Origin of the sequence: Xanthomonas sp. DAR 34887, from assembly GCF_041245805.1 — a bacterium.
Lineage (GTDB): Bacteria > Pseudomonadota > Gammaproteobacteria > Xanthomonadales > Xanthomonadaceae > Xanthomonas_A > Xanthomonas_A tesorieronis.
Genome location: NZ_CP162490.1, coordinates 3,100,866 through 3,125,394, shown reverse-complemented (window position 1 = coordinate 3,125,394; position 24,529 = coordinate 3,100,866). Strand labels below are relative to the sequence as shown.

Sequence of the window (24,529 nt, the reverse complement as noted above, 5' to 3'; positions counted from 1 at the left end):
CAGACGGCCGACGCGGGATGGCATGGCGCGGGTGGCGCCGGTCGGGCCGCTGGCTTACGCGTCCTTCTCTTCGTGCGGCGCGGCGGCGGCCTCGCTGCTGCGGCCCAGGTCGTACTCGGCGTCGTAGTTCCAGTCGTCGCCGTCGGCCGCGGGCGGGCCGCAGGAGATCGACAGCGCACCCTGGTCGGCGGGGCCGACCATGCGGCGGTTGAGCCCGAACAGGTTGCGGCCCAGGTCGTGCGCGGCCGGCGCGGTGTTCGGCGCCAGCGGTCGCGCCGCCCACTCGGCGGCATCCACCAGCACTTCCAGGGTGCCGGCTTCGCCGTCCAGGCGCACGATGTCGCCTTCGCGCACGCGCGCGATCGGGCCGCCGCGCGCCGCTTCCGGGGTCACGTGGATCGCCGCCGGGAACTTGCCCGAGGCGCCGGACAGGCGCCCGTCGGTGACCAGCGCCACGCGCCGGCCCTGGTTCTGCAGCAGGCCCAGCAGCGGCGCCAGCGAATGCAGTTCCGGCATGCCATTCGCGCGCGGTCCCTGGTAGCGCAGCACCACAACGAAGTCGTGCGGCAGCACGCCGGCGGCGTGCAGCTTGTTCAGGGCCTGCGGCGCGTCGATGACCACCGCCGGCGCCTCGATGGTGCGAAACTCCGGCTTCACCGCCGACAGCTTGATCAGCGAACGGCCGAGATTGCCGCGCAGCAGGCGCAGCCCGCCTTGCGCTTCGAACGGGTTCGACGCCGGGCGCACCACCGATTCGTCGGCGCTCTTGGCCGGGCTCGGCACATAGGCCAGCGCGCCGTTCTGCACGCACGGCTCGTCGCCGTAGGCGCGCATGCCGCCGGGCACGATGGTGGCCAGGTCGTCGTGCATCAGCCCCGCGTCCATCAGTTCGCGGAACACGAAACCCACGCCGCCGGCGGCGGCGAAATGGTTCACGTCGGCTTCGCCGTTGGGATACACGCGGGTCAGCAGCGGCACGATCTGCGACAGCTCGTCCAGGTCGTCCCAGGTCAGCACGATGCCGGCCGCGCGCGCCACCGCCAGCCAGTGGATGGTGTGGTTGGTGGAGCCGCCGGTGGCCATCAGCGCGACCACGGCGTTGACGATCGCGCGTTCGTCGATCAGCCGGCCGAGCGGGCGGAAATCGCTGCCCAGCGCGGTGATGCGCAGCGCGCGCTCGGTGGCCTGCTGGGTCAACGCCTCGCGCAGCGGCGTGCCCGGATTGACGAACGAGGCGCCGGGCAACTGCACGCCCATCGCTTCCAGCAACACCTGGTTGGAATTGGCGGTGCCATAGAAGGTGCAGGTGCCGGGCGCGTGGTAGGACGCCGATTCGGCGGCCAGCAGTTCCTCGCGGGTGGCCTGGCCGGCGGCGTAACGCTCGCGTACCTCGGCCTTCTGCTTGTTGGGAATGCCCGGGGTCATCGGTCCGGCCGGCACGAACACCGCCGGCAGGTGGCCGAACGCCAGCGCCCCGATCAGCAGGCCGGGCACGATCTTGTCGCACACGCCCAGATAGAGGGTGCTGTCGAACATGTCGTGGCTGAGGCCGATCGCGGTGGCCTGGGCGATCACGTCGCGCGAGAACAGCGACAGCTCCATGCCCGGGCGGCCCTGGGTCACGCCGTCGCACATCGCCGGCACGCCGCCGGCGACCTGCGCGGTGGCGCCGAGCGCGCGCGCGGTGCTGCGGATGATCTCGGGGTAGTGCTCGAACGGCTGGTGCGCCGACAGCATGTCGTTGTAGGCGGTGACGATGCCCAGGTTCGGGGTGATTCCGCCTTCCAGCCGGCTCTTGTCGGTGGGGCCGCAGGCGGCGAAGCCGTGCGCCAGGTTGCCGCAGCTCAGGCGGCTGCGGAACGGGCCGTCGCGCAATGCGGCATCGATGCCGGCCAGATAGGCGCGCCGCGACGGCGCACTGCGCGCGCGGATGCGTTCGGTGATCGCATGGATTTTCGGATGCAGGCTCATTGGATGAAGTGGCTATGAAGGGGGAATCGGGAATGGGGAATGGGGAATCGGAAGAGCAGGGATGCGTCAGCGCGCGGCCGTTGCGAATCCCGAATCCCCACTCCCGGCCTCACTCGCACCAATGCACGCGCAAGCGCGCACCGGGCGTGTCGAAGGCGACGCGGATCGGGAATTCATGCGGATCGCTGCCGGCCAGCGCGCGCTGCAGCACGTCCAGCTTCTGCTTGCCGCGCAGCAGCAGCATGCGCTGGCCGATCGGCGCCAGCCCGGCCGGCGTCAGGGTGATGCGCAGCGGCCAGGTGTTGGCGCCAGGGCAGCCGGTGGCGTCGAGCGCGGCGTAGGGCAGGGGATTGGTCAGCGCCTTGTTCAGGTCGGTGGCGCCGGGGAACAGCGACGCGGTGTGGCCGTCGCCGCCCATGCCCAGCACCGCCATGCAGGCCGCCGGCGCATGCTGCGCATGCAGGTTGGCGGCGTGCACGCAGTCCTGCAGCGGCTTGCCGACCCGCACCAGCGGTTCGAAGCGCGCGCCTTCGGCACGCTCCAGGAAGCTCTGCCGGACCAGATACGCGTTGCTGTCGCTGTCCTGCGGCGACAGCCAGCGCTCGTCGACCAGACCCACTTCCAGCTTGCTCCAGTCCAGCGGCAGCTCGGCCAGCGCCTGGTACACCGGCGCCGGGGTGGTGCCGCCGGACAGCAGCAGCCGTGCGCCCCCGCGCAGATCGATGTCCTTGCGCAGCGCGTCGCCGATCTCGGCCGCCGCCGCGTCGATCCATTCGTCGGGATCGTCGTAGCGGATCAGGGTGATGCGATCGGACAACGTGGGACTCATGCAACGACTCCTGGAGATTCGCGTTCGGCGTCCACCGCATAGGCGGCGGCGCCAAGCAGGCCGGAACGGGGGTGGACCACCGCCAGCGACGGCACCCGCGCCATGATCGACGAAAAGCGCCCCTTGTGCTCGAAGCGCTGGCGGAAGCCGGAATGCTGGATCGCATCGAGCATCTTCGGCACCAGCCCGCCGGTCAGGAACACGCCGTCCCAGGCGCCCTGGATCAGCACCAGGTCGCCGGCGATGGCGCCGAACACCGCACAGAACACGTCGATGGTGCGCATCGCGCGATAGTCGCCCTGCGCGGCGCGCGCGGTGATGTCCTCCGGCTGCAGCGGACCGGGATCGTCGCCGGCGATCTCGCTGAGCGCGCGGTGGATGTTGACCAGGCCGGGACCGCAGATCAGGCGTTCGTTGGACACGCGCCCGAACTGCTGCGACAGCAACTCGAGAATGCGGATTTCCTCCGGAGTCCCCGGCGGGAAGCTGACGTGGCCGCCCTCGGTCTCCAGCGGATAGCAGCGGCTGCCGCGGATCATCAGGCCGCCCACGCCCAGGCCGGTGCCCGGGCCGATCACCGCATAGTTGCGCGGCTGCGCGATCGGCGCCGGCTGCCATGCCGCGCCGCCGACCTGGACCACGTCCTGCGGCTGCAGCAGGCTGATCGCCATCGCCTGCGCGGCGAAGTCGTTGATCAGGTGCAGTTCGTCGAAGCCGAGCATGGCGCGGGTGCGCGAACGCGAGATCACCCACGGATGATTGGTGATCCGCGCCTCGTCGCCGTCGACCCGACCGGCCACGGCGAACACGCCGCTGCGGACGTCCACTCCGGTCTGCTGCAGGTAGTGGCGCGCCGCGTCGCCCAGCGACGGGAATTCAACCACCGCATAGGTCTGGGTGCTGTCGTCGAGCAGCGGCGTGGAAGCGCCGAGGTCGGCCAGCGCGAAACGCGCGTTGGTGCCGCCGATGTCGGCGACCAGGACCGGGCGCAGCGGCGCGCTCACGGCGTATCCCGCTGCACGGCGCTGGCGTCGTCGGCGGAGACATAGCGTTCGGCTTCCTGCGGCCCCCAGCTACCGGCCGGGTAGGGCCGCAGCGGCAATTGCGCCTGCGCCCAGGCATCGCTGACGCTGTCGATCCAGGCCCAGGCCGCGCGCACTTCGTCGTCGCGCACGAACAGCGCGTGGTTGCCGTTGAGCGCGTCGAGCATCAGCCGCTCGTAGGCGATGCGGCGGTGCAGGCCGGTCGGCACCGACAGCTCCAGTTCCAGCGGCTGCAGTTCCAGCGCGCCCCATTCCGGGCCGGCCAGGCTGCTCATCAGCCCCAGTTCGATGTTCTCCTGCGGCTGCAACTGGAAGGTCAGCCGGTTCGGCGCCACGTGCCGCGCGTCGGGGCGTTCGAACAGCCAGTGGGTGACCGGCTTGAGCGTGACCACGATGCGCGTGGTGCGTTCTGCCAGGCGCTTGCCGGTGCACAGCCGGAACGGCACCCCGGCCCAGCGCCAGTTGTCGATGTAGGCGGTGACGCCGACGAAGGTTTCCACGTCGCTGCCTTCCGGCGGCTGGTAGGCCTGCGCCGGCTGGCCGTTGATGGTGCCGGCGGTGTAGCGTCCGCGCACGCTGTCGCGCGCGGCATGCTCTGCGCTCAGCGGACGCAGCGCGCGCAGCACCTTGACCTTCTCGTCGCGGATGCGGTCGGCCTCCAGCGAGGCCGGCGGCTCCATCGCCACCAGGCACAGCAACTGCAGGATGTGGCTCTGGACCATGTCGCGCAGCGCGCCGGAACGCGCGTAGTACGCATCGCGGCCGTCCACGCCCTCGCTCTCGGCGACCAGGATTTCCACCGACTCGATGTAGTTGCGGTTCCACACCGCCTCCAGCAGCGTGTTGCCGAAGCGCAGCGCGATCAGGTTCTGCACCGCGGCCTTGCCCAGGTAGTGGTCCAGGCGGAACACGCGGTCCTCGTCGATCAGCGCGCCGATCGCCTGCACGATCTCGCGCGCGCTGTCCGAATCGTGGCCGATCGGCTTTTCCAGCATCAGCCGATGCGGTGCGGCCAGCGCCCCGCCCAGGGCCAGGCCCTGGCAGGTGCTGATGTACAGCCCCGGCGGGATCGCCAGGTAGCTCACGCAGCGGCGCGTGGTCAGCTCGCGCACCGCCTCGGCCACCGACTCGGCGTTGCGCAGGTCCACCGAACGGTAGTCGGTGCGATCGAGCAGCGACTGGATCACCGCCTCGCTGACCTGCGGCATCGCCGCCTGCAGCCGCGGCTTGAGGATCTCGTGGAACTTGGCGGTGTCGTGCGGTGACAGCGCCAGCGCGCGGATGCGGAAGTCTTCCGGCAGGAAGCCGTCGTCGAGCATGCGCAGCAGCGACGGGAACAGGTAGCGCTGGGCCAGATCGCCGGTGGCGCCAAACAGCAGGAACGTATCGTGCATCGACCGGTTTTCGGTTTCGGGTGACATTTCGTCGATCACCTGGGGGCTAGTAGTGACGTGGCGTTGGTAAGCAAGCAGCGGAAGCGGCCTGTATCCGTCCTGCGGCTCGCACGGGGCATAGCGATGACGACCGCCAGGCGGGACCGCACGATCCTGGAGATGAATACGACTGCCAGACCTCTGAGCATACCTGTCTAATGCCTCAAGCATCAGAGCGGGCGCTCGGCGCGCCGGGGACGGCGGCGGCTGGCGGTTCGCATCGCAAGCCCTCCCAGGCGTCGATGTTGCCCCGTGAAAACGGTTACATGGCAGAATACCGCATTGCGATCCCATTGTTGCCTGTGTCGCTGGCACGATGCGAACCGCATTCGTATGCACTGCCTTCGGGAGGGACCGGCGGCAGCCCGTCTTTTCTTGCCGGAAATCGGATACCGCACCATGGCGAAAGTACAACTGGACAACATCCGCAAGGTCTACGACAACGGCCAGGTCGCCGTGCACGGGGCCAGCTTCGAAGTGGCCGACGGCGAACTGATGGTGCTGGTCGGGCCCTCCGGCTGCGGCAAATCCACCCTGCTGCGCATGATCGCGGGCCTGGAAGAGATCAGCGGCGGCGAGCTGCGCATCGGCGAGCGCGTGGTCAACGACGTGGCGCCGAAGGACCGCGACATCGCGATGGTGTTCCAGAGCTACGCGCTGTACCCGCACATGACCGTGGCCGAGAACCTGGCGTTCGGGCTGAAGCTGCGCGGCGAGAGCAAGGAGGTCATCGCCCGCCGCGTCGCCGCCGCCGCCGACACGCTGGGCCTGACCCCGATGCTGGACAAACTGCCGCGGGCGATGTCCGGCGGCCAGCGCCAGCGCGTGGCGCTGGGCCGCGCGCTGGTGCGCGAGCCGGCGGTGTTCCTGCTCGACGAGCCGCTGTCCAACCTGGACGCCAAGCTGCGCCATTCGGTGCGCACCGAGATCGCGCAGCTGCACCGCAAGCTCGGCACCACGATGATCTACGTGACCCACGACCAGGTCGAGGCGATGACCCTGGGCCAGCGCATCGTGGTGCTCAAGGACGGGGTGATCCAGCAGATCGACACGCCGATGGCGCTGTACGACCGCCCGGCCAACCTGTTCGTGGCCGGCTTCCTGGGCAGTCCGGCGATGAACGTGCTGCAGGGCCAGTTGGTCGAGGAGGGCGGCCTGCAGCAGTTGCAGCTGGCCGACGGCAGCCGCGTGCCGCTGCAGGGCGCGCATGTCGCGCCGCAATGGCTGGGCCGGCCGATCGCGATCGGCGTGCGCCCCGAGCACCTGCAGCCCAGCGAGGACGGGCAGGGCGGGTTCGAGGCCACGATCGAGGTGATCGAGCCGGTCGGCAACGAGATCTTCGTCAACCTCAGCCACGGCAGCCAGCCGCTGGTGATGCGGGTGGCGCCGCGCGCGCTGCCGGGCCTGGGCGAGCGCCTGCGCGTGGCGGTGCGCGGCGAGGCGCTGCACTTCTTCGATCCGGAGAGCGGCGAGCGCCTGACGCCGGCCTGAGTCATCGCGGCAATCGGTGGCGGCGCGTTCGAGCGAGCCGCCGCGCCGACGTGATGCGCTGCCGAGAGGGTGGGGAGGGCGAGCTGCCAGGCTCGCTCAGCGCGCCAGACCGTCGCGCAGCGGCTGCCACTGCGCCGTGCGCGCGCCGATCGACAGGCCGCTCGGCGGCGTCTCCTCCAGCGGCAGCACCGCCAGCGCCAGCGTGCCGGCAACGCTGACCACGCTGCCCAGCGGCTGTCCGTCGCGCAGCACCTGCGCGCCGACCTCGGCCACGCCGTCCACCTCCAGCAGTTGCAGGGCGCGCTTGGCTTTGCCCAGGAAGTGGGTGCGGGCGACGATTTCCTGGCCCGGATAGCAGCCCTTCTTCACGCTGAACGCGTGCAGCCGGTCCAGCGCCAGCTGTTGCGGCGTCCATTGTTCGCGCTGGCTGGCCTCGAGCCGCGCCAGGCCCAGGCGCAGGTCGGCCTGGCGCCAGGCATCCACGAAGGCCGGGTCGGCCGGGGCGTGCATCGCCTGCGCGGCGGGGACCAGCAACAGCGTGCGCGGCAGGCCGTCGCCGCCCATGTCCAGTTCGATCGCGGCATCGCCGGGCGCCGCCAGCGCCGCGCCTCGCGCCTGCGCGGGCGCGGCCAGGCGCGCGCAGGCGTGCAGCTCGTCGTGCGCGGCGATGCGCACCTTGCGCCGGAACACGAAGCGGTTCAGCGCCGCGGCCAGCTCCGCCGCGCCGCCGTCCGGCAGCAGCAACAGCACCGCGTCGTCGGCGCGGCGCAGCAGCGCGAACAGCGCCAGCACCCGGCCTTTCGCGCTCAGCCAGGCGTTCCACTGCCAGTGGCCGTTGCGCAGCGCCTGCACGTCGTTGGCGAACTGGGCCTGGGCGAAACCGACTGCATCCGCGCCGCTCAACGCCACGTATTGCAGGTCCGGGAGCGCGGAAAAACCGTCGAAAGTGAGATTCAGGTTGTCAGGCACGAGGGGGAGGACTAAAATTACGCTGTTGTGAGACCCGCATGATAGGCCAACCAACCCCCACACCCGAGCCCGATCCCGAAACGCAGCGACCCGCCGAGGAGAACACTCCGGAAGCGGCGCCTGCGCCGCGGGAAATCGGCGGTCGCGGCGGCCTCGAGCCAACGCGCTACGGCGACTGGGAGAAAAACGGACGCTGCATCGATTTTTGAGCAGCTTTGAGCCAACGCGGCCTTAAGCACGCCGCCCAGCCGAGACAACGAGCCCAGCGAATGGCGACCCGCGAACGTCCTCTTTCCCCCCACCTGCAGGTCTATCGCTGGCAGATCCAGATGGTGACCTCGATCCTGAATCGAGCCACTGGCATCGTGCTGTCGATCGGAGCCCTGATCATCGCCGCCGGCCTGTTGGCGCTGATGCTCGGCCCGTCCTCCTGGAACCTCTTCCGCGATATCGCCGGCGCCTGGTACGGACAGGTGTTCCTGTTCGGCTGGACCTGGTGCTTCGCCTTCCATCTGTTCGGCGGCCTGCGCCACATCCTGCAGGATTTCGGCCAGGGCTACGCGGTGCGCGCCTTCGTCACCATCGGCTGGCTGTCGGTGATCCTCAGCTTCGTGCTGACCGCCGCCGTGTGGGCCTACGTGCTGCTGGGAGCCACCGCATGAACCGCTACCGTACCCCGTTGAAGAACGTCCGCGGCCTGGGCGCGGCCAAGACCGGCACCGAGCATTTCGTGGTGCAGCGCTTGACCGCCACCGCGCTGGTGCCGCTGTCGATCTGGTTCCTGATCTTCGTGCTCGGCCTGATGGGCTCTGATTACGTCGCCGCCACCGAGGCGGTGGCCAAGCCGTGGAACGCGATCCTGCTGGTCGGCTTCCTCATCGCCGCGTTCTGGCATGCGCAGCTGGGCATGCAGGTGGTGCTGGAAGACTACGTGCACACCTCGCTGCTGGCCCTCGCGGCGCAGACCATCGTGCGTTTCGTCGCCGTGCTCGGCGCCATCGTCAGCATCTTCGCCGTGGCGCGCATCGCGCTGGGCATTGCCTGATCCGTCGGCGCACTCTCTAGGAACCCCCATTTCGATGTCCGCTTACAAGATCACCGAACACAAGTACGACATGGTCGTGGTCGGCGCCGGCGGCGCCGGCCTGCGCGCCACCTTCGGCCTGGCCCAGAAGGGCCTGCAGACGGTCTGCCTGACCAAGGTCTTCCCGACCCGTTCGCACACCGTGGCCGCGCAGGGCGGCATCTCCGCCGCGCTCGGCAACATGGGCGAGGACGACTGGCGCTACCACTTCTACGACACCATCAAGGGCTCGGACTGGCTGGGCGACCAGGACGCGATCGAGTACATGTGCCGCGAGGCGATCCCGGCGATCATCGAGCTGGAGCACTACGGCGTGCCGTTCAGCCGCACCGAGGACGGCAAGATCTACCAGCGTCCGTTCGGCGGCATGACCACCAAGTACGGCGAAGGCCCGTCCGCGCAGCGCACCTGCGCCGCGGCCGACCGTACCGGCCACGCCATGCTGCACACGCTGTACCAGCAGTCGCTGGCGCACAACGCGCGCTTCATGATCGAGTACTTCGCGCTGGACCTGATCTTCGACAGCGAGGGCGTGTGCCGCGGCGTGCTCGCGCTGGACATGGCCGAAGGCTCGCTGCACCTGTTCCGCGCCCACGGCGTGGTGCTGGCCACCGGCGGCTATGGCCGCGCCTATTTCAGCGCCACCTCCGCGCATACCTGCACCGGCGACGGCGGCGGCCTGGTGATGCGCGCCGGCCTGCCGATGCAGGACATGGAGTTCGTGCAGTTCCATCCCACCGGCATCTACGGCGCCGGCTGCCTGATCACCGAGGGCGTGCGCGGCGAAGGCGGCATCCTGCGCAACAGCAACGGCGAGCGCTTCATGGAGCGCTACGCACCGCACTACAAGGATCTGGCCTCGCGCGACGTGGTATCGCGTTCGATGACCATCGAGATCCGCGAAGGCCGCGGCGTCGGCGAGCACAAGGACCACATCCTGCTCGACCTGACCCACCTCGGCCCGGAAGTGATCAACGAGAAGCTGCCCGGCATCGCCGAGAGCGCGCACATCTTCGCCGGCGTCGATGTGGCCAAGCAGCCGATCCCGGTGATCCCGACCGTGCACTACAACATGGGCGGCATTCCGACCAACTACCACGGCGAAGTGGTGCGCAAGGACGGCGACAACCCCGATGCGGTGGTGCCGGGCCTGTATGCGATCGGCGAAGCGGCCTGCGTGTCGGTGCACGGCGCCAACCGCCTGGGCTCCAACTCGCTGCTGGACCTGGTGGTGTTCGGCCGCGCGGTGGCCAACCGCTGCGCCGAGACGATCAAGACCGGCGCGCCGCACAAGACCCTGCCGGGCGATGCCTGCGACAAGGCGCTGGGCCTGCTCGACAAGCTGCGCAATTCCAACGGCGGCACGCCGACCTCGGTGATCCGCGACAAGATGCAGCGCACCATGCAGTCCGACGCGGCGGTGTTCCGGACCAGCAAGACGCTGAAGGAAGGCGTGGACAAGATGGCCGAGATCTACGCCACCTTCGAGGACGTGAAGGTCTCCGACCGCTCGCTGGTGTGGAATTCGGACCTGATCGAGACCTACGAGCTGAACAACCTGCTGCTCAACGCGGTGGCGACGATCAACTCGGCCGAGCAGCGCAAGGAAAGCCGCGGCGCGCATGCGCACGAGGATTTCCCGGACCGCGACGACGTCAACTGGCAGAAGCACACCCTGGTCACCGTCGACGACAAGGGCCAGTGCAGCTTCGACTACCGCCCGGTGCACATGTACACGCTCAGCAAGGACGTTGACGTGGTGCCGCCGAAACCGCGCGTTTACTGACCAAAGCCGGGATTGGGAATTGGTGATTCGGGATTCGAAGCACTTCGCTTCCTGCTCTCAACGCCTCCCCAATCCCTAATCCCCAATCCCGGATTTTAAAAGCCATGGCAGAGTTCACCCTCCCCAAGAATTCCAAGATCGGCAAGGGCAAGCACTTTCCCGCCACCGGCGCGAAGAATGCACGCACCTTCAAGGTCTACCGTTGGAATCCGGACGACGACAGCAATCCGCGCACCGACACCTACGAGGTGGATCTGGATGCGTGCGGCCCGATGGTCCTGGACGCGCTGATCAAGATCAAGAACGAGATCGATCCGACCCTGACCTTCCGCCGTTCCTGCCGCGAAGGCATCTGCGGTTCGTGCGCGATGAACATCGACGGCACCAACACGCTGGCCTGCACCAAGGCGATCGCCGACTGCGGCAAGGCCGAAGTGCCGATCTATCCGCTGCCGCACATGAGCGTGATCAAGGACCTGGTGCCGGACCTGACCCACTTCTACGCGCAGTACGCCTCGATCAAGCCGTGGATCCGCACCCAGACCCCGCCGCCGCCGGACCGCGAGCGGCTGCAGTCGCCGGAAGACCGCAAGAAGCTCGACGGCCTGTACGAGTGCATTCTGTGCGCGTGCTGCTCGACCAGCTGCCCGAGCTACTGGTGGAACGGCGAACGCTACCTGGGCCCGGCGATCCTGCTGCAGGCCTACCGCTGGATCATCGATTCGCGCGACGAGGACACCGGTGCGCGTCTGGACGATCTGGAAGATCCATTCAAGCTGTACCGCTGCCACACCATCATGAACTGCGCGCGGACCTGCCCGAAGGGGCTGAACCCGGCGCTGGCGATCGCCGAGATCAAGAAGCTGATGATGGCGCGCCGCGCCTGATCGGCTAGCGTTCCACCACGGACGGCAGGCCCGTCCGACTTGCGCGGCACCGGCTCTCGGGTTCGGTGCCGCGCGCGTTTCCGGCGGTCGCCGCAGCAGGCGTCCGCCCAACAAGACAAGGGTGCGATGCGATGGACGAAGCCACCGAACTGAAAAAGCTGCGCTGGCGCTGCCGGCGCGGCATGCGCGAGCTTGACCAGTTGTTCGGGCGCTACCTGGACCGGCGCTGGGCGCAGGCATCCGAGGCCGAGCGCGGGGTTTTCCTATACCTGCTCGACTGCGAGGACGATAAGTTGTGGCGCTGGTTCATGGGCTACGAGGTTTGTCCCGATGCACGCGCTGCCGATCTCATCGCCACCATCCGCGCCATGCCGGCTTGAGTGGCGCCCCTCGCGCTGGCTGCTGGCGGCGCTGGCGCTGCTGAGCGTGCTGGCGCCGCTGTCGATCCTGGGCTCGGACATGCCGCGCGCGTGCGCCTGGCCGGCGGCGGCGCTGGTTGCGCTGTACGCGGCATGGCTGCTGCGTCGCGAGGCGCGGCGGGCGCCGCGCGCGCTGCTGATTCCGGCGCACGGTGGCGTGGCGGCAAGCATCGATGGCCAACCGGTCGCGGCGCTGCAGGTGGATTGGCGCGGGCCGCTGGCGTTCGTGCGCTGGCGCGACGCGCAGGGCAGGGTGGGGCGCCTGGCCTGGTGGCCGGACACGCTGCCGGCGGCGGCACGACGTGAACTGCGTCTGGCCGCTCAGGCCCGCGCCGCTTCGTCTGCGCCGCCGCAGATGGCACCATAGCGCTCCTTAGGACGGTGGCTGCGCATGTTCAAACCCTTACCCGTGGCCATCGGCCTGCGCTATCTGCGCGCCAAGCGCCGCAACAACTTCATCTCCTTCATCTCGATGGCCTCGATCCTCGGCATCGCCCTGGGCGTGACCGTGCTGATCACCACGCTGGCGGTGATGAGCGGTTTCCAGAAGGAGATCCGCGACCGCCTGCTGCAGATGGCCGCGCACGCCACGGTCAGCGCGCAGGGCGCGCCGATGGAGAACTGGCAGCACGCCGTGGACGTGGCCACCCGCGATCCGCGCGTGGCCGGCGCCGCGCCGTATGTCGAGGAAGAAGCGCTGCTCACCGGGCAGCGCAACCAGCCGGCGATCGTGCGCGGCATCCTGCCCAGCGAAGAGGCCAAGGTCTCGGTGCTGGCGCAGAAGATGAAGCAGGGCTCGATCGACAGCCTCACGCCCGGTTCCTACAACATCCTGCTCGGCCAGGAACTGGCGCTGTGGCTGGGCGTGGGCGTGGGCGACAAGGTGGTGGTGATGCTCGGCGAACCGCAGGCCAGCCCGATGGGCATGGTGCCGCGCTACAAGCGCTTCACCGTCAGCGGCATCTTCGAGGCCGGCTACAACGAGATCGACCGCGGCCTGGCGGTGACCAGCATGCCGGACATGCAGCGCGTGCTGCGCATGGGCGACGGCGTCACCGGCGTGCGCCTGAAGCTGCACAACATGGACCTGGCCTGGGACGTGGCGCGCGACCTGGCGCTGAACCTGCACGGTCCGTACATGGTCAGCGACTGGACCCGCGAGAACGCCAACCTGTACCAGTCGCTGAAGATGGAAAAGACGGTGATGGGCATCCTGCTGTCGCTGATCATCGCGATGGGCGCGTTCAACCTGGTGTCCTCGCAGGTGATGCTGGTCACCGACAAGCAGGCCGACATCGCCATCCTGCGCACGTTGGGGCTGAGCCCGGGCGGGGTGATGCAGGTGTTCATGGTGCAGGGCACGCTGATCGGCGTGATCGGCACGATTGCCGGTGTCATCGGTGGCATCGTGCTGACCTTGAACCTGGAGCGGATCCTGGCCGGCATCGAAGCGCTGTTCAACATCAAACTGCTGCCGGAGGACGTGTACTACATCACCGGCCTGCCCACCGACATGCAGCCGCACGACGTGGTCGTCATCACCATCGTCGCGTTGCTGATGAGCTTCCTGGCCACGTTGTATCCGGCCTGGCGCGCGGCGCGCACGCAACCGGCGGAGGCGCTGCGTTATGAATGACCGGCAATCGGGAATCGGGAATCGGGAAACGGCAGTGCACACGTCACAGCAAGCAGATGCGGCGATTCGCGCCGAGCGCCTGGGCAAGACCTATGCCGAGGGCAAGATGCGCACGCCGGTGTTCGACGGGCTGGACCTGAGCGTGGCGCCGGGCGAAACCGTGGCCATCGTCGGCGCGTCCGGCGCCGGCAAGAGCACGCTGCTGCACCTGCTCGGCGGCCTCGACGTGCCCACCGCCGGCGAGGTGTACGTGGCCGGGCAGCGCATGTCGGCGCTGTCGGATGCGGCGCGCGGCCAGCTGCGCAACCGCTCGCTCGGCTTCGTCTACCAGTTCCATCACCTGCTGCCGGAATTCACCGCGCTGGAGAACGTCATGATGCCGGTGCTGCTCGGCGGCGCCGTGGTCAAGGACGCCGATGCGCGCGCGCGCGCGCTGCTGGAATCGGTGGGCCTGGGCCATCGTCTGGAACACAAGCCCGGCGAGCTGTCCGGCGGCGAGCGCCAGCGCGCGGCGGTGGCGCGCGCGCTGGTCAACCGTCCGGCCTGCGTGCTCGGCGACGAGCCGACCGGCAACCTCGACGACAAGACCGCGGCCAACGTGTTCGCGCTGATGCTCGAGCTCAACCGCGCGCACGGCACCAGCCTGGCCCTGGTCACCCACGACCGCAGCCTGGCGCGCAAGCTCGACCGCGTGCTGGAGCTGCACCAGGGCAAGCTGCGCGAACTGGCGCCTGCCGACGTGTAGCGGGGCGTGCCGGCGTGGAACGCGCGCCGGCATGGCCGCGGCCCCGGACGCCGTGACGAACGCACCCTGGAACCATGGCGGTTTCGGCGATCGGTCGCGGCTGAAGCCGCTCCTACAGGACTCGCGGCGGACGCGCTGGGTGCACTGTAGATACCGTCTTCCGGCCTAACAGGCAATGGCCTTTTGAGGGTCGAAGGGCGTGCGCGATTTGAGCACGCCGTAGGCGATGTGCAGCAGCTTGCGCATGGCGGCGCAGATGATCTGCTTGTTGGCCTTGCCGCGTTGTCGCATGCGCTGCTTCAGCGCACGGACGACCGGATTGTGGGTCATGGCGACCAAGGCCGGCAGGAACAGGCCAGCACGCAGGCGCGGGGAGCCAGTGCGGGAGATGCAGACCTGCCCCTGGCGCTTGCCGGACTCTTGCAGGCGTGGGTTGAGCCCGGCAAAGGCGGTCACCGCCGAAGCACGGGCGAAGCGGTCCACGTTGCCAAGTTCGGCCAGCATCAAGGCCGCGCTGGTGTCGGCGATTCCGTCGATGCTCACCAGCAACTCGCGCTGCCCGCGCAAGGTGGGATCCTGGTCGATATGATCGTCGATGGCCCGTTCGATCTGCGCGATGCGCGCCTGCAACTGGCCGATGTTCTCCAGGATCGAGTCGCGCACCACCAGTGTAGCCACGTCCAGGCGGTTGCGCTCCATCTGCAGCATCTGCAGCAGGTCGTCCCGACGCCGCACCAGCGCCTTGAGCTGCTTGAGCGCCGGCGGATCGGGCTGCCAGCGCCGCAGCGACTCCCGGTGACGCAGGCCATAGCTGGCGATCAGCTTGGCATCGCTGCGGTCGGTCTTGACCCGGGTCAGCTGGCTGCGCGCATACAGCGCCATCTGCGCCGGGTTGAGCACGCACACGCGATAGCCCTCCCCATGGACAAACTCGGCCAGCGCCTCGTGATAGGTGCCGGTGGCTTCCATGACGACCCAGCTGTCCGGCTGCGCATGGGTCCGCAACCACGCATGCAGGGCGTGGAAGCCCTTCGGATCGTTGGGTAGCTTGGCTTTGGTGCGGTGCTTGCCGTTGGCCAGGTCGATGGCCAGGTCGAAACTGCGTTTGGCGACGTCGATGCCGACGACTGGGGACATGAGAATTCCTCCATCGGATGGGATCACGATCATCGCTGCGCCCGGTCCTGCCTTGTGGATGCGAGTTCACGCCGAGGGCGGACTCTGGATACCGTTCGGACACCGTGGGCCAGCATGTGGAGGGCGGGAGCCGATCTACAGCACAAGCTCGAAGCTTCAGGAGCGACTGGACTTCCCGCACCTCCTCCGATGATCAGTCGGAAGACATAACGTCCTAACGGCGTCATGTCCAGATACAAGGAGCGACTTCAGTCGCGACGCGCGGAGCCATCCAGCCATCCGGCTTCGGAGACAGTCGGGACCGAAGTCCCTCTCACAGGGCACCCAGCCGGTCGGCCTCAAGCCACGGTAGGAGCGGCTTCAGCCGCGACGAGCGAAGTCGGAGTTTGTCCGGTCGCGGAACCGATGGGCTGGGCCGAGGCATGCGGAGTCGCTCTCGCAACGAGCGCGACCGATTGCATGAAGGCCGCTCAAGTGTCCAGCAATTCGACAACTCCACACCGCCGCTCTCATTGCTGCTGCGGCTATCCGGCCCATGCTGCGCCCCTCAGGGAATCACCCGCTGCGCGCGCAGCCGCGCGAACAGCTCCAGGAACGAGGCGCGACTGTCGTAGTAGCCGAGGAAGCCGAGGTCGCGGCTCTTGGTCATGTCGTTGACGCACTCGATCTCGCGGCCGAGGTCGGCATCGGTATGCCACCACGACGCCAACTGGTCCACGTCCGCCTGCACCAGCCCGTGGCGTTCGGCGATCGCGCGCCACTGCGCCGGCGCGGCGTGCTGCAGGCGCGGCTGCAGCGGCATCGGCGTATCGGGGTACGGTGCCGCCTCCAGGCCGAAGAACGCGGCGATCTCGCCCCACATCCATCGCCAGCGGAACACGTCGCCGTTGACCGTGTTGAACGCCTGGTTGCGTGCGGCCGGGCTGGTCGCGGCCCAGGCCAGCTGGCGGCCGAGCAGGCCGGCGTCGGTGAGGTCGGTGAGGCTGTCCCATTGCGCGCGCGAGCCGGGGAACACGAACGGCTGCCCGCTGTGCTTGCACAGCGTGGCGTACACCGCCAGGGTCACGCCCATGTTCATCGCATTGCTGCCGTTGGCCTGGCCGATCATGGTGTGCGAACGGTGCACGCTCCAGCCGAAGCCATGGCGCGCGGCGGCGTCGAACAGCAGGTCTTCCAGCGTGTAGTAGAAATTCGCGCCGGGCTGGCGCGGCTCGCTCTCGCGGAACGGCGTCTCCGCCTTGCCGCTGCCGTAGTGCTCGAACGATCCCAGATAGTGCTTGGTGCCGGTGACCAGCGCCATGTGCTGCAGCGCTGCGCTGTCCAGGCCTTCGCACAGGTGGCGCAGCATCGCGCCGTTGGCGGCGACGTTTTCCTTTTCGGTATCGCGCCGGGTCCAGGTGCAGAAGAACACGTGGGTGATCGGCAAGCCGCGCAGCGCGGCGATGGTCGCGTCGCGGTCTAGCAGGTCGGCCGCGACCGGAATCACGCCTTCCTGCGCGACCGGGCGCCGCGCCAGGCCGTAGACGGTCCAGCCGTCGGCGACCAGAACCCTGGCCAGGTTGTGGCCGGAGATGCCGGTGACTCCGACCACCAGTGCGGTGCCCTTGCGCATGCGCGGATTTCCTTCGACGTAAACCGTGCACGCTAGCCGCAGGCCGATGAACATGCGGCGAAAGGCGGCCTTGCATGGCGTGCGCCGCGGTGCCAGGCGCCAGCGGCAAATTCCTACGCGGCGTCCAGAGCTTGACCGACAGCGCATCTCCGAGCGGTACGCGAGGCTGTCGACACCGCCTCATCGCGATCGCCGCAGCCGTCGCGATCGCGGCTGTCTTTCCATCTGCGCGCTGTCCACGCCAAGGAGTGGCGATCGTATGCAGCATTGCCGTGAGCTTGCCAGCGATCCTGAGTGTGCGATGCCGGTGGCGTCGCACGCCCATGCGGTCGCCCCGTTCGGTATCGCTGTCGCCGCCAGCCTCGCCGCCGGCGTGCTGGCCGCCTTGTGGCTGCCGCGCCTGGCGCCGTGGCCGTTGTCGTTGGCGCTGCTGCTCGGCGGCAGCGCAGTCTGCATCGGCATGCCGCGCTGGCGGTGGCTGGGCGCGTTCGCCGTGGGCGGCGGCTGGCTGGGACTGGTCGCCGGCATGGTGTTGGCGCGGCAACTGCCCGCCGACTGGGAGAAGCGCGTGGCGACGCTGCAGGGGCAGGTGGTGGAGTTGCCGCAGGCCGAAGTGCGGCGCACGCGCTTCATGTTCCGGGTCGACGCCGATCCCACGCAGCCGGCGCCGTTGCGCGGACGTCTGTTGCAACTGGCCTGGTACGACGATTTCGGTGCGCAGGTGCCGGGTCCGCGCACTGCGCTGCATGCCGGCGCGCGCTGGCGCCTGAGCGTGCGCCTGCGCGCGCCGCGTGGGCTCAGCAATCCGGGCGGCTTCGACGCAGAGGCCTATGCGCTGGCGCAGCGGATCAGCGCCAGCGGCTACGTGACCGCGCCGCACGAGGCGGTCGAACTGGCGCCGGGGCAGGGCATCGATGCCTGGCGCGAGCGCCTGGCGGCACGGATCGCGGCAGCGGTGCCGAGTGCGTCGGCGCGCTATGTGCAGGCGCTCGCGCTCGGCGACACGCGCGCGCTGGACGACCGCGACTGGCGCATCCTGCGCGCCGCCGGCCTGACCCATCTGATCGCCATTTCCGGTTTTCATGTCGGCCTGGTCGCCGGTGCGTTCGCGTTGCTCGGTGGTGGCCTGTGGCGGCTATGGCCACGGCTGGGGCGGCATTGGCCGCGGCGCCAGGCGGCCGCGCTGCTGGCGGTACTCGGCGCCGGCGGCTACACCGTGCTGTCGGGCATGGCGTTGCCGACCGTGCGCACCGCGTTGATGATCGCGGTGGTGGTGCTCGCGCGGCTGTGGCGGCGCCCGGTACGGGTGGTCGATGCGCTGGCGCTGGCGGCGATCGTCATGCTCGCGTTCGACCCGCTGGCGGTGCTGTCCGCCGGCTTCTGGCTGAGTTTCCTGGGCGTGGCCTGGCTGGCCTGGTGCATGCCGGTCGCGGGCAGCGGCTGGCGCGGCAAGCTGCGCGAATTCCTGTCGGCGCAGGGCGTGGCCACGCTGGGCCTGCTGCCGTTGAGCACGATGCTGTTCGGCCAGGCCTCGGCGGCCGGGCCGCTGGCCAACCTGCTGGCGATCCCGTGGTGGAGCCTGGTGGTGGTGCCGTTGGCGCTGCTCGGCACCGCGCTGGAGGCGCTGCACGCCGGCGCCGGGGTGTGGGCCTGGCGCGCGGCGGCGGCGTGCTTCGACCTGAGCTGGCCGTTGTTCGCCGCATTGGGCGAAAGCCGCTTCGCGCTGTGGTGGCTGCCGGAGGCGCGCGACTGGGCGCTGCCGCTGGCGTTGCTCGGCGCGTTCTGGTTGCTGTTGCCGCGCGCTGTGCCGGGCAAGCCGCTGGCGGCGCTGCTGTGGCTGCCGCTGTTCTGGCCGCCGCTGGAGCGGCCGGCAGCGGGCGAGGTGGAGCTGGTGATGATCGATGTCGGCCAGGGCCTGTCGGTGCTGGTACGCACCGCGCGGCATCAGTTGCTGTATGACGCCGGCCCGGCGATCAAGGACGGCTACGACGCCGGCGAGCGCGCGGTGGTGCCGGCCCTGCACGCGCTCGGCGTGGCGCGCCTGGACCGCACCGTGATCAGCCATGGCGACAACGACCATGCCGGCGGCTTCGAGGCGGTGCGCGCGGCGCTGCCGGTCGGCCTGGCCGAGGCGCCGGCCGGCGCGCCGGTGCGGGTGGATCAGCCGTGCCTGGCCGGAACAGCCTGGGAGTGGGACGGGGTGCGTTTCCGCTTCCTGCACCCGGCACCCGGCTTCCCCTATCTCGACAACGAGTCGAGCTGCGTGCTGCGGGTGGAAAGCGCGCATGGTGCGATGCTGCTGAGCGGCGACATCGGCGATGTGATCGAGAGCCGGCTGCTGCGCCAGGCGCCGCAGGACCTGCGCGCCGAGGTGGTGCTGGCGCCGCATCACGGCAGCGCGCATTCCTCGCAACCGGCCTTCGTCGCCGCCACCGGCGCGCGGCTGGTGCTGATCTCGGCCGGCGAGGGCAACCGCTTCGGCCATCCGCGGGCGGCCGTGGTGGCGCGCTGGCAGGCGTCCGGGGCCGAGGTCGTCACCACTCCGCAGGGCGGCGCGCTGCGCGTGTGGCTGGGCCGCGCCGGCCTGCAGCTGCGCGAACGGCGGCCGTGGCGGGCACGGCTGTGGGATGCCGCGGAGCGGGCGCGGGCGGCTGCTATCCTATCGGCCAGTGAACGAACGGCCGAACGTGCCGGAGGGTTGCGACGTGTGGGAACTGGTCAAGGCCGGTGGCTGGCCGATGGTGCCGTTGCTGCTGTTGGGCGTGGTCGCGCTGGCGATCGTGCTGGAGCGGTTCTGGAGCCTGCGCCGTAGCGAAGTGCTGCCGCCGGGACTGGGCCAGGAAGTGCGAAACTGGGCCACGCGCGGCAAGCTCGACCCTACCCACATCGAGTCGCTGCGGCGCAATTCGCCGCTGGGTGAGTTGCTCGCCGCCGGGCTGGACGTACGCAACCGGCCGCGCGAGATCGTGCGCGAACGCATCGAAGACACCGGCCGCCACGTCGTGCATCGCATGGAGCGGTTCCTGAACGCGTTGGGGACGGTGGCCTCGGCCGGACCGCTGCTCGGCCTGCTCGGCACCGTGGTCGGCATGATCCAGATGTTCCTGGGCATCCTCGACCACGGCGTCGGCGACGTGAACCAGCTCGCCGGCGGCATCGGCAAGGCGCTGGTGTGCACCGCCACCGGTATGATCATCGCGGTGCCGGCGCTGGTCTTCCATCGTTATTTCAAGAGCCGCATCGCCGGCTACATCATCGAGATGGAGCGCGAAGCCACCGCCCTGAGCGACGTCCTCGACGGCCACGGCCTTGCAGGCGCGCCGACCCCGGCCGCGCCGCGCCCGGTTGCACGTGGCGGCGCCGCTGCGCCGGCCAAGGGCTGAGCCGGTGCGGATCCGCGACGACCGCGGCCAGGACGAGCCGCATATCGACCTGGTGCCCCTGATCGACGTCATCCTTGTCCTGATCATCTTCTTCGTAGTGACCACCACCTTCGACGCCCGTTCCACCCTGCAGCTGCAGCTGCCCAACGCCAGCGATCAGCACACTCCGGCGCCGCCGCGCGCGCTGAGCGTGCTGGTCAACGCCGACGGGCGCTATTTCATCAACGACCAGGAAGTGCTGCGCACCGACGTGGAGTCGGTCAAGCGCAGCATCGCCCAAGTCGCCGGCGACGACCGCGAGCAGCCGGTGCTGCTGCGCGCCGATGCGCGCACGCCCTACCAGGCCGTGGTCACCGCGCAGGACGCGCTGGGCCAGCTCGGCTTCCGCCGCATCGCCATCGCCACCGCGCCGGAAGTCAAACAGTGAGCGGCAAAATGGCACCGGTCTGGCCGATCTATCGTCGGCTGCTCGGATATACCCGCGCCTATTGGGTGATGCTGGCGGCCGCGCTGGTGGCGATGGTGGTGGAAGCCACCGCCGGCTACTTCTTCACCCGGCTGATGGACCCGTTGGTCAACCGCGGCTTCGTCAATCCGGAGGCGCGCATGGCGGTGCTGCTGCCGCTGGCGATCCTGGGCCTGTTCGTGATGCGCAGCTGCGCCACCTTCGTCGGCGACTACTGCATGGCGCGCACCGGCCGCAGCGTGGTGCGCGACCTGCGCGAGCAGGTGCTGGCCAAGTACCTGCACCTGCCGTCCTCGCACTTCGACGTCGAGGCCACGCCGGTGATGGTCAGCCGGCTGAACTTCGATACCGAGCAGGTCACCCAGGCCGCGGCCGATGCGTTGAAGACCATCGTCGCCGACACCCTGACCATCTTCTACATGCTGGTGGTGATGCTGCAGATGAGCGTCAAGGTCACCCTGGCGCTGCTGGTGGTGGCGCCGTTGATCGGACTCATCGTGTCCTACGTCGGCAAGCGCTACCGCAAGATCAGCCGCGGCATCCAGGACGGAATGGGCTCGATGGCGCAGAGCGCCGAGCAATCGCTGAGCGCGCAGCAGGAAGTGAAGGTGCACGGCACCCAGGCGCTGGAGATCTCGCGTTACGCGGTGCTCGCCAACCGCATGCTCGGCCTGAACATGAAGGTCGAGACCACCCGCGCGCTGGCTTCGAGCATGGTCCAGTTCCTGGCCGCGGTGGCGCTGGCGGCGATCGTCTGGGTCTCCACCCGCGAAGCCCTGGCCGGGCGCCTGAACCCCGGCCAGTTCATCGCGCTGATGACCTCGATGATGGCGATCATCCCGTCGCTGCGCCGGCTGACCAGCGTGCAGACTTCGATCTCGCGCGGCGTGGCCGCGGCCGAACGTCTGTTCTCGATCCTGGACACGCCGGAGGAGCGCGACAGCGGCAGCGTGGCGGTGCGGCGCGTGCGCGGCGAACTGGCGTTCGACGGCGTGATGCTGCGTTACCGCCAGGACAGCGGACTGGCGCTGGACGACATCAGTTTCACCGCCAGGCCGGGCACGGTCACCGCCATCGTCGGCCGTTCCGGCAGCGGCAAGACCAGCCTGGTGCGGCTGGTGCCGCGCTTCTACGAGCCCAGCGGCGGCAGCATCACCCTGGACGGGGTGCCGCTGCACGACTACCGTCTGCACGATCTGCGCCGGCAGATCGCCCTGGTCGGGCAGCGGGTGATGCTGTTCGACGACACCATTGCCGCCAACATCGCCTACGGCACGCAGGCCAGCGACGCGCAGATCCGCGCCGCGGCCGAGGCGGCCAACGCCTGGGAATTCATCGAGCGGCTGCCGCTGCAGCTGCTGACCCCGGTCGGCGAGAACGGCGCGCTGCTGTCCGGTGGCCAGCGCCAGCGCCTGGCGATCGCGCGCGCGATCCTGCGCGACGCGCCGATCCTGATCCTGGACGAAGCCACCGCCGCGCTGGACAACGAATCCGAGCGCCTGGTGCAGGACGCGCTGCACCGGCTGATGCCCGAACGCACCACCCTGGTCATCGCGCACCGCCTGTCCACCATCGAACATGCCGACCAGGTGCTGGTGATGGACCACGGCCGCATCGTCGAGCGCGGCACCCATCAGGCGCTGCTCGCCCAGGGCGGCCTGTACGCCCACCTGCACAGCATGCAATTCCGCGAAAGGCAGTCCTGATGAGCGGTCGCGGGCCACACACGCCTGGCTACTGGTATGGCCAGGGCACGCCGCCGCTGTACGCGCAGGTGCTGACCCCGCTGTATGCGGCGGCGATCGGCCTGCGCCGCGCGCTGTACCGGCGCGGCTGGCGCAAGCGCTACAGCATCGCGGTGCCGGTGGTGGTGGTCGGCAACCTCACCGCCGGCGGTACCGGCAAGACGCCGCTGACCATCGCCCTGGTGCGCAAGCTGCAGGAGGCCGGTTGGAAGCCGGGCGTGGCCAGCCGCGGCTATGGCCGCAGCCAGGACCAGGTCGCGCGCTGGATCGAACCCGGCACCACGCCGGACCTGGGCGGCGACGAGCCGGTGCTGATCGCGCACAAGACCGGCGTGCCGGTGCGCGTGGACCGCGACCGTGTCGCCGCCGCGCGCGCGCTGCTGCAGGCCGGTTGCGACATCGTGGTCTGCGACGACGGCCTGCAGCACTACCGCCTGCAGCGCGACATCGAGATCGAAGTGGTCGACGGCCAGCGCCGCTACGGCAACGGCCGCCTGCTGCCGGCCGGGCCGCTGCGCGAGCCGGTAGCGCGCGGCCGCGAATGCGATTTCCGGGTCATCAATCTGGGCCAGGCCAGCGATGTCGGCGAGGTCCAGGCCGGTTTCGGCGAGTGGGCGATGCGCCTGCGCATCGACAGCGCGCAACCGCTGCAGGGCGGCCGCGCCCGCGCTTTGCGCAGCTTCGCCGGGCAGCGCGTGCACGCCGTCGCCGGCATCGCCCATCCGCAGCGCTTCTTCGACATGCTGCGCGCGCACGGCATCGGCGTGGTGCCGCACGCGTTTCCCGACCATCACCGCTACAGTGCCGCCGACCTGTCGTTCGGCAGCGAACTGCCGGTGCTGATGACCGAGAAGGATGCGGTCAAGTGCGCGCAGCTGGTCAACGACTGGTGCTTCAGCGTGCCGCTGGTGGCGGAGCTGCCGGCCGCGTTCTGGATCGGCCTGCTCGACCGGCTGGACAAGCTGCGCGGGCGCAGCGGCGACGCCGGCGACTAGCGGCGGACGCTGCGCCGCGCGCATGCGCAGCCAGCGACGCGCGGGGTAGGTGAGCGGCCCACCAGCGACATCGCGATGTGCTGGGTGGCGCTGCACTTGATCGCTGCACTCGATCGCGCACAGCAACCGCCTATTTGCGCGTGTGCCCGCTGGTGGATTCTTGTGGCGAGCGTTACCACGCGCAGCGCAGCCCGCTGACGTGATCGATCATGCGCCGTCTGGGGTGCATGTCCTGCCCAACGGTCGTTCCCAGGCCGTAATCGATCTCGCTGCCGCCGGTCTCGACTATGCCGAGGTGATGCTGCCGCAGGGGTGAGGGGCGGCTCGTGGTTTTGGGTAGTCGGGTTTCGGATGGTGTGTGGTCGCGGCTGAAGGGCACCACTAATAACCCCCCAAAGCATGTCGATGCACTTGCGAGACACCGACACGCCCAGCCCGCAGGTTCCGGCATCGATACGTTCGGGATGCCATGGAGTGGCAAAGGCGCATTGGCGGTGGACTTGGTGGCGTTGTGCACGCGTTTTTCATGGACGCCTTGGCATCACGGCCGCTTCGTCCTCCTGTCGCGGCTGAAGCCGCTCCTACAAGAGCAAGGCGCGCGTTGTAGGAGCGGCTTTAGCCGCGACAGAAAAAAGGAACACGCTATCGACGCGCGCAGCGTGCAGCTCCAGGAATGGAATTATTAGAGGTGCTCTGAAGCCTCTCCTGCAGTGCACCCGGCCGACTGCCACGGTCCATGTAGGAGCGGCTTCAGCCGCGACCGGCAGCTCCTACGCGCGCGATGTTTCGGCAGTTTCGATCAGATCTTCCCACTGCAGCCGGGTATTGGCCGCATCGCCGCTCTCTGTTATTTGCCGTGACGTGCCGCGCCCGCCATCGCCGTTCGGCACGGCGGACA

At 69.3% G+C, this 24,529-nt stretch carries 22 protein-coding genes; 15 read left to right on the top strand and 7 right to left on the bottom strand.

From position 1 onward, the window contains the following. Window positions 1-54: 54 nt before the first annotated feature. The 4 genes from edd to zwf all read right to left on the bottom strand — a co-directional run bounded on the left by edd (window position 55) and on the right by zwf (window position 5,237). Window positions 55-1,971: a phosphogluconate dehydratase gene (edd, locus tag AB3X08_RS13175; RefSeq protein ID WP_369933080.1), complete on the bottom strand. Its 1,917-nt coding sequence runs from the start codon at window positions 1,969-1,971 to the stop codon at window positions 55-57. 109 nt (window positions 1,972-2,080) lie between these two features. Continuing rightward, on the bottom strand, window positions 2,081-2,800 hold the full coding sequence (gene pgl, locus AB3X08_RS13170) for a 6-phosphogluconolactonase (protein WP_369933079.1): 720 nt from the start codon (window positions 2,798-2,800) through the stop codon (window positions 2,081-2,083). After that, entirely contained in the window at window positions 2,797-3,804 is a 1,008-nt protein-coding gene (glk, locus tag AB3X08_RS13165) for a glucokinase (protein WP_369933078.1), read from the bottom strand. Before glk ends, pgl begins: the two co-directional genes overlap by 4 nt. After that, the gene (zwf, locus tag AB3X08_RS13160) at window positions 3,801-5,237 is read right to left on the bottom strand and encodes a glucose-6-phosphate dehydrogenase (protein ID WP_369933077.1); all 1,437 of its coding nucleotides are present in this window, start codon (window positions 5,235-5,237) and stop codon (window positions 3,801-3,803) included. The genes glk and zwf overlap by 4 nt, the downstream gene beginning before the upstream one ends. 438 nt (window positions 5,238-5,675) lie before the next feature. On the opposite strand from zwf, the gene AB3X08_RS13155 reads away from it, so the two are divergent. Then, window positions 5,676-6,767, top strand: a complete 1,092-nt coding sequence (locus AB3X08_RS13155) for an ABC transporter ATP-binding protein (RefSeq protein ID WP_369933075.1) — start codon at window positions 5,676-5,678, stop codon at window positions 6,765-6,767. 96 nt (window positions 6,768-6,863) lie between these two features. Here AB3X08_RS13155 and AB3X08_RS13150 read toward each other — a convergent pair whose 3' ends face one another. Next, window positions 6,864-7,736, bottom strand: a complete 873-nt coding sequence (locus AB3X08_RS13150; protein ID WP_369933074.1) for a YgfZ/GcvT domain-containing protein — start codon at window positions 7,734-7,736, stop codon at window positions 6,864-6,866. Window positions 7,737-7,774: 38 nt separating this feature from the next. Between AB3X08_RS13150 and AB3X08_RS13145 the strand changes: the two genes are divergently transcribed. The 9 genes from AB3X08_RS13145 to lolD all read left to right on the top strand — a co-directional run bounded on the left by AB3X08_RS13145 (window position 7,775) and on the right by lolD (window position 14,293). Continuing rightward, the gene (locus tag AB3X08_RS13145; RefSeq protein WP_145700452.1) at window positions 7,775-7,945 is read left to right on the top strand and encodes a DUF1674 domain-containing protein; all 171 of its coding nucleotides are present in this window, start codon (window positions 7,775-7,777) and stop codon (window positions 7,943-7,945) included. A 60-nt stretch (window positions 7,946-8,005) separates the two neighbouring features. Further along, a complete protein-coding gene (gene sdhC / locus AB3X08_RS13140; protein WP_184411016.1) occupies window positions 8,006-8,398 on the top strand; it encodes a succinate dehydrogenase, cytochrome b556 subunit in 393 nt (130 codons plus the stop codon). Then, a complete protein-coding gene (gene sdhD / locus AB3X08_RS13135; RefSeq protein WP_184411015.1) occupies window positions 8,395-8,781 on the top strand; it encodes a succinate dehydrogenase, hydrophobic membrane anchor protein in 387 nt (128 codons plus the stop codon). The genes sdhC and sdhD overlap by 4 nt, the downstream gene beginning before the upstream one ends. 34 nt (window positions 8,782-8,815) lie before the next feature. Next, window positions 8,816-10,606 carry a succinate dehydrogenase flavoprotein subunit gene (gene sdhA / locus AB3X08_RS13130; RefSeq protein ID WP_369933072.1) on the top strand — a complete coding sequence of 597 codons (1,791 nt, stop codon included), beginning with the start codon at window positions 8,816-8,818 and terminating at the stop codon, window positions 10,604-10,606. A 104-nt stretch (window positions 10,607-10,710) separates the two neighbouring features. Then, window positions 10,711-11,493 (top strand): succinate dehydrogenase iron-sulfur subunit, encoded by a 783-nt coding sequence (locus AB3X08_RS13125; protein ID WP_145700444.1) that lies wholly within the window; start codon window positions 10,711-10,713, stop codon window positions 11,491-11,493. Between the two features lie 131 nt (window positions 11,494-11,624). Next, window positions 11,625-11,873 carry a succinate dehydrogenase assembly factor 2 gene (locus AB3X08_RS13120; RefSeq protein ID WP_369933070.1) on the top strand — a complete coding sequence of 83 codons (249 nt, stop codon included), beginning with the start codon at window positions 11,625-11,627 and terminating at the stop codon, window positions 11,871-11,873. After that, a complete protein-coding gene (locus tag AB3X08_RS13115; protein WP_369933069.1) occupies window positions 11,824-12,279 on the top strand; it encodes a hypothetical protein in 456 nt (151 codons plus the stop codon). The genes AB3X08_RS13120 and AB3X08_RS13115 overlap by 50 nt, the downstream gene beginning before the upstream one ends. A gap of 24 nt (window positions 12,280-12,303) precedes the next feature. Next, complete coding sequence (locus AB3X08_RS13110) at window positions 12,304-13,548, top strand: lipoprotein-releasing ABC transporter permease subunit (RefSeq protein ID WP_369933067.1); 1,245 nt, start codon at window positions 12,304-12,306, stop codon at window positions 13,546-13,548. Next, a complete protein-coding gene (gene lolD / locus AB3X08_RS13105; protein ID WP_369933066.1) occupies window positions 13,541-14,293 on the top strand; it encodes a lipoprotein-releasing ABC transporter ATP-binding protein LolD in 753 nt (250 codons plus the stop codon). Before AB3X08_RS13110 ends, lolD begins: the two co-directional genes overlap by 8 nt. A 165-nt stretch (window positions 14,294-14,458) precedes the next feature. Here lolD and AB3X08_RS13100 read toward each other — a convergent pair whose 3' ends face one another. Both AB3X08_RS13100 and AB3X08_RS13095 read right to left on the bottom strand, forming a co-directional pair. Then, window positions 14,459-15,430 carry an IS110 family transposase gene (locus tag AB3X08_RS13100; protein WP_369933065.1) on the bottom strand — a complete coding sequence of 324 codons (972 nt, stop codon included), beginning with the start codon at window positions 15,428-15,430 and terminating at the stop codon, window positions 14,459-14,461. 547 nt (window positions 15,431-15,977) lie between these two features. Next, the gene (locus AB3X08_RS13095) at window positions 15,978-17,042 is read right to left on the bottom strand and encodes an SDR family oxidoreductase (protein ID WP_369933063.1); all 1,065 of its coding nucleotides are present in this window, start codon (window positions 17,040-17,042) and stop codon (window positions 15,978-15,980) included. Between the two features lie 301 nt (window positions 17,043-17,343). Between AB3X08_RS13095 and AB3X08_RS13090 the strand changes: the two genes are divergently transcribed. From AB3X08_RS13090 to lpxK, 5 genes are read left to right on the top strand one after another with little or no spacing between them, the layout of a single operon-like run. Next, on the top strand, window positions 17,344-19,854 hold the full coding sequence (locus AB3X08_RS13090; protein WP_369933061.1) for a DNA internalization-related competence protein ComEC/Rec2: 2,511 nt from the start codon (window positions 17,344-17,346) through the stop codon (window positions 19,852-19,854). After that, a complete protein-coding gene (locus tag AB3X08_RS13085; protein ID WP_369933060.1) occupies window positions 19,748-20,425 on the top strand; it encodes a MotA/TolQ/ExbB proton channel family protein in 678 nt (225 codons plus the stop codon). The genes AB3X08_RS13090 and AB3X08_RS13085 overlap by 107 nt, the downstream gene beginning before the upstream one ends. Window positions 20,426-20,429: 4 nt before the next feature. Then, window positions 20,430-20,852 (top strand): ExbD/TolR family protein, encoded by a 423-nt coding sequence (locus tag AB3X08_RS13080; RefSeq protein ID WP_369933059.1) that lies wholly within the window; start codon window positions 20,430-20,432, stop codon window positions 20,850-20,852. Window positions 20,853-20,860: 8 nt separating this feature from the next. Further along, window positions 20,861-22,597, top strand: coding sequence for a lipid A export permease/ATP-binding protein MsbA (gene msbA / locus AB3X08_RS13075; protein WP_369938528.1), 1,737 nt, complete (start codon window positions 20,861-20,863; stop codon window positions 22,595-22,597). Further along, window positions 22,597-23,631, top strand: coding sequence for a tetraacyldisaccharide 4'-kinase (lpxK, locus tag AB3X08_RS13070; protein WP_369933058.1), 1,035 nt, complete (start codon window positions 22,597-22,599; stop codon window positions 23,629-23,631). The genes msbA and lpxK overlap by 1 nt, the downstream gene beginning before the upstream one ends. Window positions 23,632-24,529 lie beyond the last annotated feature (898 nt).